The sequence below is a fragment of the Metamycoplasma arthritidis genome (assembly GCF_900660715.1).
Classification (GTDB): Bacteria; Bacillota_I; Bacilli_A; order Mycoplasmatales; family Metamycoplasmataceae; genus Metamycoplasma; species Metamycoplasma arthritidis.
The window spans coordinates 422,114-433,062 of sequence record NZ_LR215047.1; the positions used below are offsets into that span (position 1 = coordinate 422,114).

The following is a 10,949-nucleotide window of genomic DNA, read 5'->3' on the forward strand; positions in this document are numbered from 1 at the left end:
TTTTTATGTTTTTTTAACTTTAGAATCATTTTTTTCTTAAAAAAAATGTATTAATTTAGTCAATAATAAGAGCCACTTGAAAAAACACTAATCAAAAAATATGCAAGTTTAAAATAAGGAATTTTTATATAAAATGAAGAAATCAAAAAAGATACCAAAGCTATTGGTAAGTTTCGCTACTACTTTGTTCGCAACTTCAATAATTGCTGTTTCTTGTGACAAAACAAAAAATCCAGAAGCTCCAGATAAAAAGCAAGATACACCAAAACAAGACATTCCACAAAACCCTGATAAAAAAGAAAATCAAAACCTTAATCCAAATAATAAGCAACAAAATACCCCGCAAAATCCAAATAGCAAAGAAGATCAAAAACCACAGGCCCCTGAAAATACAGAAATTGAAAAACAAAATCCAAAAAAGCAAGATAAGGATCAAAATCAAGATAATAAGAAAGACCAACAACAAAAAGATCAACAGCAAGAAGATCCTAAAACTCAAAACGATAAAGAAAACCAACAAGAACAACAAGATTCAAACAAAGACAAAGATGACGAAGAGAAAAATCAATACATTGATGAAAACGAAAGGGAGGCAAATAATCTTATAAGTAAACTAGAAAAAAATAAAAGCATTTCTGATTCGAATTATGAAACTCTTCGTGAAGATCTAAAAGGGCTTTTAAAATTAATTGGAAAACTAAAAGAAATAACTAAAGGCTGAGAAAATAAAAATATAAATGAAGAATTAAAAACAAAATATCAAAAATGAATTGAAAAATTGGAAACACAAAAAAACAATTTTGAAGACTTAATCAAATATTATTCATTTTTGGATTATGCTGAAGGAAAGAAAGAATCCTACATTGAAATATTAGAGTCAAAAAATAAAACATACTTAAATTTTATTTTGCCAGATGCTAAAGAATTACTTCAAGACGCCAAAAGTTTATTAACAGAAAAAAGTGAAACAATTCATAAGAAATTCGAAGAAAAGTTTAAAAAATTAATTTCAGAATTAGAAGAATTGATAAAAAAATTGAAAAAGAACTTGAAAATTCTGCAGATCCAAAATAATAAATACATATTTAAAACAAAAAAGTTCTATTCTAAATGCCAAATATTCGGCATTTTTTTATTAGTAAATTGGGCAATAATATAATTAAAAAAGAAGGCATTTCAAAAATCTTCCTTATATAAATTATTTAAAATATAAATGCTGATTTGTTAATTTCATTTTAAAATTCCCTAGCAATAAACATTAAAAAAATTACTCAAAAATCTAATTAAATACAAAAATAATTTGTTTAATTAATGGAGGACGCCAAAAAATAACAGGTTTTAAAATAACTGTGATTTAGTTCTGCTTCATTTTTGATATTAAATATGTAATTGTAAATCTTTGAATTTATTTTTCTTTTTTATTGAAAAATGGATAATAGAAAATACAGGACATTACAATTATTAACCTTTATTTTGATCGTTTGAAAAATAAAATTAATCATTTTTATAAATTTATTCAAATACGTAAAAATCCCAAAAAACTAGTTTTTATATGTCGCTAATGGATGAAACGCTACCACTTTGGGCGTTTTTTTTTTTTTTTGTAAAATGACTCGCATTACTTTACTTAAAAAGCACTTTTCGCTACATCGCTTTTTAAGAAGTTTTCAGTATTCAAACATTAATTAATTTTTAAGTTATTAAAAATAGGAGAAATAAAAATTATTAATCATGAGTCATGCTAAGAAAAAGAAAATTGCTATTATTGTGCTTGCTGGTGCCGCAGCGTTGTTAGCGGCCGGAACTATTTCAGGAGTGCTTTATACTCATCAAAGCGCTACTAAGAGATCCAAAAACAACGATAAAAAGCCTGAAATTCAGGATATTAGTGAGCTTGAAAAAAAGATTGAAGCTATTCGTGATAGTCACAAGCAAAATCTTAAAACTGAAGCGTGAAAAATTCTTGAAGCGCTTAAGATCACCATTAGAAATGAAAAAAAAGCTAATAATGTGTGCGATTTAAGTCAAGTTATTAGTGATTTTGAGCGGCTAATTCCTCTAGGGGATGCTTATTTAGTTGAACTTAAAAAGCTACCTGAGCTAAAAGCTTTAACCGATGAATTAGAAACCACTATTAACCTTGCCAAAGCAACTTTAGAGGAAGCTAAAACCAAACTAAAGGAATTGCAAGAAAAAGAAGCAAAATTTAAAGACGATACCAAAAAAATTCTAGAAGAAATTGAAAAAGCAATCGCTGAAGAGCCTAGCACCAGCGCTCCTTTAAAAATACAAGCCTTAATTAATAGATTAAAAGATCTACAAAATGCTAGTGAAGCTTTGCAAAAAGAGTTAAATAATTACCGTTTAATTGAAGAGACTAAAAAACTAAGCGATGCTAATCTACAAATTAAAGATACCATTAACAAACTACAAGAAAAACTGGCTAAAGACCCAGATGAATTAAAAAAACTGACTGATGAAAAAATTAATAGTCTTAATAAATCTAAAAAAGATGTCCAAGATGCTAAGGATATTAACACGCTTCCTAACGCTCTAGAATCACTTAAAAAAGATCTTGATGCTGCTAAAAAACTAAAAGAGCAAACCGACGCTAATTCTTTAGCTGATCTTTCTAAAAAACTAGAGAATGCAATTAAAGATGCTAAAGAAACTTTAAAACAAGGTAGCGAAAAATTAGATAAAATAAAAAAAGCAAACGAAGAGCTAGTCAAAAGCATTGATACCTTAGTCCAAAAGATTGAAAACGATGCTAAAGAAGTTGATAAACTAACGTCGCAAAGTGAAGACAGTGCTTTTGAAACGCTAAAACAAGCACTTGAAAAAGACATTCAAGATGCTACTAGCCTTGCCAAAAAAGCCGACGATGCAACTTTATTAGACTACGAAACAAAAGTCCTGGATGCTAAGAAAAAAGCACAAGAAGCATTAGATAAATTAAATGATTTATTTGCGCAGAAAAAAGCTCAAGAGCTAGCCAAAGCCGAATTAGAAAAAGAATATAGTAAATTAGCAAAAGCAATAGAGAATGCTAAAAAAGCCGACGATGAAAACACTCTTCCTTTAGCAATTAGTAAATTAGAGAGTGCTATTTCTACGTCAACTACAACCATTGCAAAACACGATGCATTAAAAGATAAAGAACTTGTAAAACCAATCTATGATGCATTAAAAGAAATCTTAGAAAAAGAAGCTCCAAAAACTCTTGAAGATGCTAAGAAAAAACTTGAAACCAAGATTCAAGAAAAAAGCAAAATTGACGCTGATCTTACTAAAAAAGAAGCTGAATTTAACACTATTAAAAACACCATTGACAGCTCTTCATCAGTCAACGATATTGCTGCAATTCAAAATGCTCAAAAATCATTAGAAGAGCTAAAAGAAGAAGTTAGGGCAATTAAACAATCTGCTCAAAACGCTAAATATCTAGAAGGCGAAAAAAGGGCTAGTGAATTGCTTAATAAAATTTCTGACTTAGAACTTACAACAAAGGCAAAATTAGAAAAAACTAAACAAGAAAAAGAACGCCAAGAACTAGAAAAAAAACTCATTGATTCATTGCGCAAAGAACTTGAAAAAATTGCCAAGAATCTTAATACATTAGATTCGCAAGGTAAAGATCAACTATCGCAAACAGATCCTAAACAAACTGATTTGGCAAATACCCTTACAAAACTAAAAGAATGATTAAAAGAAGCAGAGGACGCTACTAAAAAAGTTCAAGATGCTAAAAAAGAATCACAACTTAAAAATGAACTAAAAGCTCTTGAAGATGCAGCCAATAATGCTACTCAAACAAAGCAAAATATTGAAACTAAAATAACAGAATCAAATAAGGTAATCAAAGATCAAATTGACGCGGCTAAAGAAAACTTAAAAAACCTTAACAAAAAAGTTGAAAATGAATTTAAGGCTAAAAATCTTGATGCTTTAAAAGAAACAATCAAAGATATTGAAGCACTCCAAGAAGAAGCTAACAAAATTGAAAGTTTAGCTAAAACAATTCAATCAAAACATGAGCAAGATGCTGCTGATCTTTCAAAGAATGTAAGAGACGCTTTATTAGACACTAAGAAAAAACAACAAGACCTCGAAAAAGAACTAGGTGATAAAGCCTTAGCAGAAAAAATCGCTAAAGATATAAAAGAGAAACAAGACCTACTTGATAAAGCAAAACAAGACGCTGACACCGCTAATACAATTGATGATAAAAAAGATCAATATGAAAAACTTGGCAAAAGCATCGAAAATGTTGAAAAAGAACTAGAAAAACTAAAAGAAGAAGCTAAAAAGCTACAAGAGCAAAATAATAAAGATGATATTGAAAACAAACTTAATGAATTAAATAAAAATCTTGAAGATGCTAAAAGCGATCTAGAAGAAAAAAATAAAGCTCTTGAACAAGAAAAGCAAAATAATGTCGATCAAACTAAACCACTACTAGATGAAGCTGATGAGGCTATTAAAAAAGCCGAAGACGCGATTAAAAATCCAAGCAACAAAGACAAAGTCAAAGAAGCACAAAACGCTTTAGAAAAAGCCAAAAAAGACCTTGAAGATCAAAAAGCCAAACCTGAAATTAATGGTGATTCTGAAACTAAAAAGTCAATTGATGACAAGCTTGTTGATATTAAAGATAAACAAGATAAATTAGCTGATGCTAAGCAAAAACAAGAGCAATCAGAAGATGAACTGGCAAAAAAACTCGCTAAGGATGCTGAAGATCTCCAAAAAGAACTTAACAGCTTAGTTAAAAGTCTAAATCCTTTTGAGGCCTCTAAAGAATATGAAGAAAAAATCAGAGCCGTTGAAGATAAAATTAAAGAAATTCAAGATAATTTCCTAAAAACAAACGGCGACGCTGATAAATTAAAAGAAAATTCTCATCTAAAACCAAATTACGGTGCTTTGGCTAATGAAGTTAAAGACGCTGCTGATAAAGCAAAAGCAGCAAAAGATAAAATAAGAGAAGCAAAAGAGCAACTTCAAAGTGATTATGATAATCTTAAACCGCTAGTTGATAAAACTAAAGAAGATCTTAAAGATGCTGACACTGAGGCCAAACTACAGGTCTTAGTCGAAGCAATCGGCGAAAATGTTGAAGGTAAGCTATTTGATCAAGTGAAAAAATTACTTGAAAGAATTGCTAAATTCTATGACTCAGAAAATCAACTACACAAGAATACAAAAGCCCTAGAAACTACTTTGGCTGATGTTTTAGTCGAAATAAAAGACAAACTAGCCTCAATTCAAGATGCTATTAATAAGTTAAACAACGATTTAATAGCAGCTAACAAAGCTTTGAGCGATCAAGACACTGAAAGTAAAAAAGTTACTGATAAAACTGATGTAGATGGCCTAAGAACAACAATTAACAAGCTTGAAAAAGCAATTACTGATGCCACCGCAGTAAAAAATGCGGTAACTAACATTAGATCAAAAGACCAAAAAATCGCCAATGGCACAGAAACTGAATTTAACAAACTAAAAGCCACCATTAGCGAGGTAAACAAAACCCTTAAAGCTAAAAAAGACGCCTTAAAAGAACAACAAACTAAAAACGCTCAAATAAAAGATGAAGCCTTAAAAGAAGCATACGATGCTACTAAAGCAATTGACGAGGCTAATAAACTTGAAGATAGCAATAATACTAAAATCGCTAAATTAACTAAAGCTCTTGAAGATGCAAATAATGCTAAAACTAAACTTGAAGGCACTATTAGTTCGCTAGCAAAAGACACCGTTAATAAAAAACTAGTCGAAGATGCACTTGAAAATTTAAAAACTAAAATTAAAGATGCTCAAGATAAATTAGATGCTCTAAAAGAAGGTGAGACCAAACTACTTGAAAGAATCAAAAAAGCTCTAGACGCGATTAAAGAAGCACTCGATGATGCTGATGATAATCTTGAAAATGCAACTGACCTAAAAGACAGAGAGGCTACTAATGAAGCATTAAAATCAGCAATAGATAAAGCAAAAGCCGAGATTCAAACGCAAAGAGATGAAATTGCAAAACTTCAAGAACAAGCTAAAAAAGCTGAAGCTGAAGCAGCCGCTAAAACAATTGAGAAATTAATTCAAGACCTTGAAAAAAAATATATTGACACTAAAGAAGCAATTGACAAGGACAAGGCCGCAAACAAAACCAAAACTGGTAATGCCCTTACATCCGCAGACGCTGCTATTAACGCTGCTAAAGATGCAATTAAAAAGCAAAACACTGATCCAGATAAAGAAAAAGCTCTTGACGATGCTAAAAAAGAGTTAGCTAAACAACAAGATACTTTAAACGGTTTAGTTAATAATGAACTAAAAAACGATAGTGAAAATAAAGTAAAAATCACTAAAAAACTAGATGAGCTAAAAGATGCACTAGAAAATGTTGAAAGAGCTAAAAAAGCCTTACAACAATCACAAGATCAAAGAGCTACAGAGCTAGCGATCGAAGCTAAAAAACTGCAAGAGGATCTTGAAAAATTAGCAAATGAATTAAAGCCAGAGGCCGAGCAATGAAGCCAAACTAAAGGCAAAATTTCACAAATTGAGCAAAAAGTTAAAGAAATTGAAGAAGGTTTTTTAAAAATTAACGGTGAAGCTAATAGACTAAAGAATAATTCTAAGTTAAAACCAGCTTATGATGCGCTTGTAAAGACAATTGAAACTGTTAAGGCTAAAGCAAAAGTAGCAAGCGATAAAATTACACAAGTTAAAACCAACCTAGAAACCAACTACGAAAATCTTAAATCTCAAACTGATCAAGCCAAAACTGAGCTTGATGATGCCGATACCAAAGATAAACTAAACATCTTAAAAGATAAAATTGGCATTGGCACTGATAGTAAACTACTAAATAAGGTTAAAGACTTAATTAAAGAAATTAACCAATTTGAACCTTCTGGCACTTTATTAACAAATGCTAAAGCTCTTGAAGCTGATTTAACTAATCTTCTAGGAAAAATCGAAGAAAAACTAATTTCACTGACTGCCAAAATTCAAAAACTAAAAGAAGCTCTTAAAAATGCAGCTAAGGCACTAAACGACTCAAATACAACTACTAAAAATGTAAGCGATGATAATGTTGATAGTTTAATAAAAGAAACTAAAAAACTGCAAGATCAAATTGCCGCTGCTACTGCTGTAAAAAATGATGCTGAAGCTAAAAGAAATCAAAACAGTCAAATTAAAACAGATACACAATCTGAATTTGACAGTTTAGTATCGGCTCTTAATAATGCAACAGCAACACTTGCGGCTAAAAAAGCTGCCCTTACAAAAAAACAGGCTCAAAATGACGCTTTAGTTGAAAATTTAATTCAAAAATCTTCAGAAGCTAAAAAAGCACTTGCCGATGCAAATAAACTGGCTAACAATCATCCTGATAAAATTAAAAGTTTAGAAGAAGCCTTAGTAAAAGCCCAAGATACTAAAAAAAATCTTGTAAATGCTATTAATTCACTAGCAGAAGACAGCACTAATAAGAAAAAAGTTGAAGCTGAACTTCAAAAACTAGATAGCAAAATTGCCGATGCGCAAAGTAAACTTGACACTTTAAAAGAAGGCGAAAGCAAAAAACTAGAGCAAATTAAAAAAGATCTAGAAAACATCAAAAACGACTTAGACAATGCTAATAAAAACTTCGATTCCAAAACCGATCTAAAAGATAAAGAAGAAGCCAACAAGGCCTTAAAAGATGCGATCGATAAAGCTACATCCGATCTTCAAAAGCAAAAAAATGAAGCCAACAATCTTCAAGAAGATGCTAAGAAATCAGAAGCTAACCAAGAAATTAAGACTATTCAAGATTTAATTGCCAGTCTAACTAAAAAACACCAAGATAAACAAAAAGAAATTAAGCAAACAAAAGACGCTAATAAGAAAAAAGCTAACGATGCTATTGCAAAGGCTGATGAGGCACTTAATAAAGCTAATGAGGCACTTGGAAAATCTAATGACAACGCTAATAAAGAAAGCGATCTTAATGATGCCAAATCTAAATTAGAAGATCAAAAAAACATTTTAGAAAATCTAAGCAAAAACGAGCTAAAAGATGACAGTCAAAATAAAGCTAAAATTAAAGAAAAACTAAAAGAGCTTGAAAAGAAACTAGAAGAAACTGATAACGCTCAAAAAACACTAAAGCAATCGCAAGATGAAAAAGCTAAAAACTTAGCAGAGCAAGCCAAAAGATTAAAAACTGAGCTTGATACTTTAGTTAAATCATTAAATGTCGGAAAAGAAAAATGAGCAAATAGTAAAACCAAGATTGAAAATATTAAAAATAAAATTAACAATGAAATTAACGAATTTCTAAAAGTGGATAGCGAAGCTTCGAGACTAAAAAATAACGCCAATCTAAAACAAGCATATGAAGATCTTGAAAAAGCTAAAGAGGATGCAAATAGCAAAATAGCAGAGGCAGAAGCTAAAATTGAACATAAAAAAGCTGAATTTGAGAAGAAAGTTAAAGAATTTGAAGACAAGAAAAATTCACTATCCACAGAAGCACAAAGTGGAGACGTTTCAATAAAACGTCTAAAAGAAATAATTAAAGAAATTGGCAATAATAATGACGGTCTTTTAAAAGAAATAGCAACCTTAACTGCTGAAGTTACTAAATTTGAGCAAGAAAATGGCCCATTAAAATCACAACTAGATGCCATTAAAATAATTCTTGAAAGAGTTATAGAAACTATTAATAGAAAATTCGCCACCATCAAACAAGAAATTATTGATGTTACTAATTCTCTATCAAGCAAAACTCAAAAAATTCAAGCCATCGAATCAACTAAGGTCGATACTTTAGAAAAAGAGCTTGGCGAGCTTCAAAAATTAATAGATGAAGCTAAAGTTTTAGAAACTAAAATAAGCACTTTGGATGAGGATCATCAAAATCTAACTAAAGAAGTTCGGGACAATTTAGTTAAAGAAATTGCTAAAGCGAAAAAGCTAATGGAAGAGAAAACCAAGGAAAAAGACAAGCAAATCCAAAAAAATATCGCCACATTAAAAGCGCTTGAAGAAAAATATAAAGATGCTAAAAAACAACTAGATGAGGCTAAGGCTCTTTCGCAAAAGCCTGAGATTGATAAATATCGGGCATTAGAATTAGCCAAAAATAAATATAATAGTTTGAGTTTTGAACATTCTTCGCTAATAAACAATGATTTTAGCGATCATCAAGAACTAAAAGATAAACTAGAGTCCTTGGTTGGGGCAAATAAAGCCAATTATGATGAGGCAGTTAATCTTTTTTTAGATTTTCAGTCACGCTTAAATACATTAATGATGGAATGAGCAGAGCAACTTCAACCAGCAAATATTGAGAAAATTAAATCAATAGCAAAGCTAAAAGAACTTAAGCAAAATATAACGACCATTCAAAAGCGTGTAGCGAAATTTTTATCAGACTTTTTCTTTTTAAAGTTCGAGGATTCAATGCTAGGAAATATTGGTATAATGAGAGATTCATATGATCAATTAAGCAATGCCTTTAGTCGATTCGGTTCTTGAGATTATAATCAAACCATCGACGAAACAATCAATCGTATAAAATCAAATATTGACACCGTTGCCTCGCAAGCTGATTCGCTTTTAAATAAAGGCTTTGATCAAAGCGAAATTAATGATTTAAAAGCAAACATTCAGACCTCCGATTCAGTCGATGAAGCACAAAGCAAACTAAAAAAAGCCCAAGATAAATCTAAAGCCATTGCTGATTCGTTAATTAAAAGTATTAATGACGCCACAGATGAAGCTAATAAATTAAAAACTAAATTCCAAGCCGAGTGAGTAAGCAAAATTGGCAGCCAAAGTAATACAAACACTTTCATTGATAACTTTTATAGCGAAGTTAATAGTTTTGTAACTAAAATAGATAAACTGCGCCAAGATTTAGCGACCTCATTTAGCCAAAAACATTTTAGTTTAGAAGATCAAACCTTTAAGGAAACGTTAAAAGGTTTCGAGGATATTAAAGCTTGATTTATCAACTATCAAAATCAAGTTAAAGCAATTGCACAAATGCAAACCGAATGAAGGGGAGCTCAAATACCTACCCCTAATAAAAATCATGAAATAGAACAAATTAACAAAGCTAACTGAAAAGAATACAATATTAATGAAAAGCGCAAGACTCTAAAAGCCGCTGAACAAGAATTTATAAAAATTAGTAAAGTCTGAAACGATATTGTTCGATTACGTTCTTGGATCATGAAAATTGCTAGTTTTAGATCTGATTGAGGAATAAAACCAGAAAAAGATTCAAGAGCTATTAAATTTTTTAATGAAGAAGTACCAAACTGAAATGCCGGATCATTTTCTAGCATTGGAGCTAAAGATATAAAAGAATTTTGGTTAAATGAATTGTCAACTATTTTCAATTATTTATCTAACCGCACAGATCTAGTAAGTAAGGAATCCCTTTTACAAGGAGAGCTCCGTCTGTTTCCTGATCAAAATTCTTCAATGATGAATGGCATTTTTACCGCCACAGTTGTTCATGGGGAATATGGAACTTTTCCCATGAACTGATATCTTAGAACACCACATAAGCATAATGAATTTATCAATTTAAGTTGAGATGCACAAAATTATGGACAATCTAGTTTTGTTTCAGTTGAGCATATAGAAGAGTTTGTAAAGAGAGTTCAAAAATATATCAATCTTGCTAAAATACACGCATACACTTAATAAACTTCAATAGATAAAATTTTTCAACATAAAACCTCGCTAACAGTGAGGTTTTTCTATTTTAGAATCTAAGAAAATCATTATCCAAAAATTATTAGCGTTTTGGTGTTTTTAGTTTTTAGTTAAATAAAAAAATCTTCCACTTAATTGTGAAAAAAATTATTAATAAATTTAATTACTCTTCAGCTTCTTCGTAGGTTGCAATCTTTTTGCCAACTTCATCTAATTTTAATATTCTA

At 30.5% G+C, this 10,949-nt stretch carries 2 protein-coding genes; both read left to right on the top strand.

The window, feature by feature from the left end:
* Positions 1-133: 133 nt before the first annotated feature.
* Complete coding sequence (locus EXC42_RS06090; RefSeq protein ID WP_012498274.1) at positions 134-1,159, top strand: hypothetical protein; 1,026 nt, start codon at positions 134-136, stop codon at positions 1,157-1,159.
* A gap of 572 nt (positions 1,160-1,731) precedes the next feature.
* On the top strand, positions 1,732-10,710 hold the full coding sequence (locus EXC42_RS01820) for an MspA/MspB/MIB-like signal-anchor domain-contatining protein (protein ID WP_012498275.1): 8,979 nt from the start codon (positions 1,732-1,734) through the stop codon (positions 10,708-10,710).
* Positions 10,711-10,949: the final 239 nt, after the last annotated feature.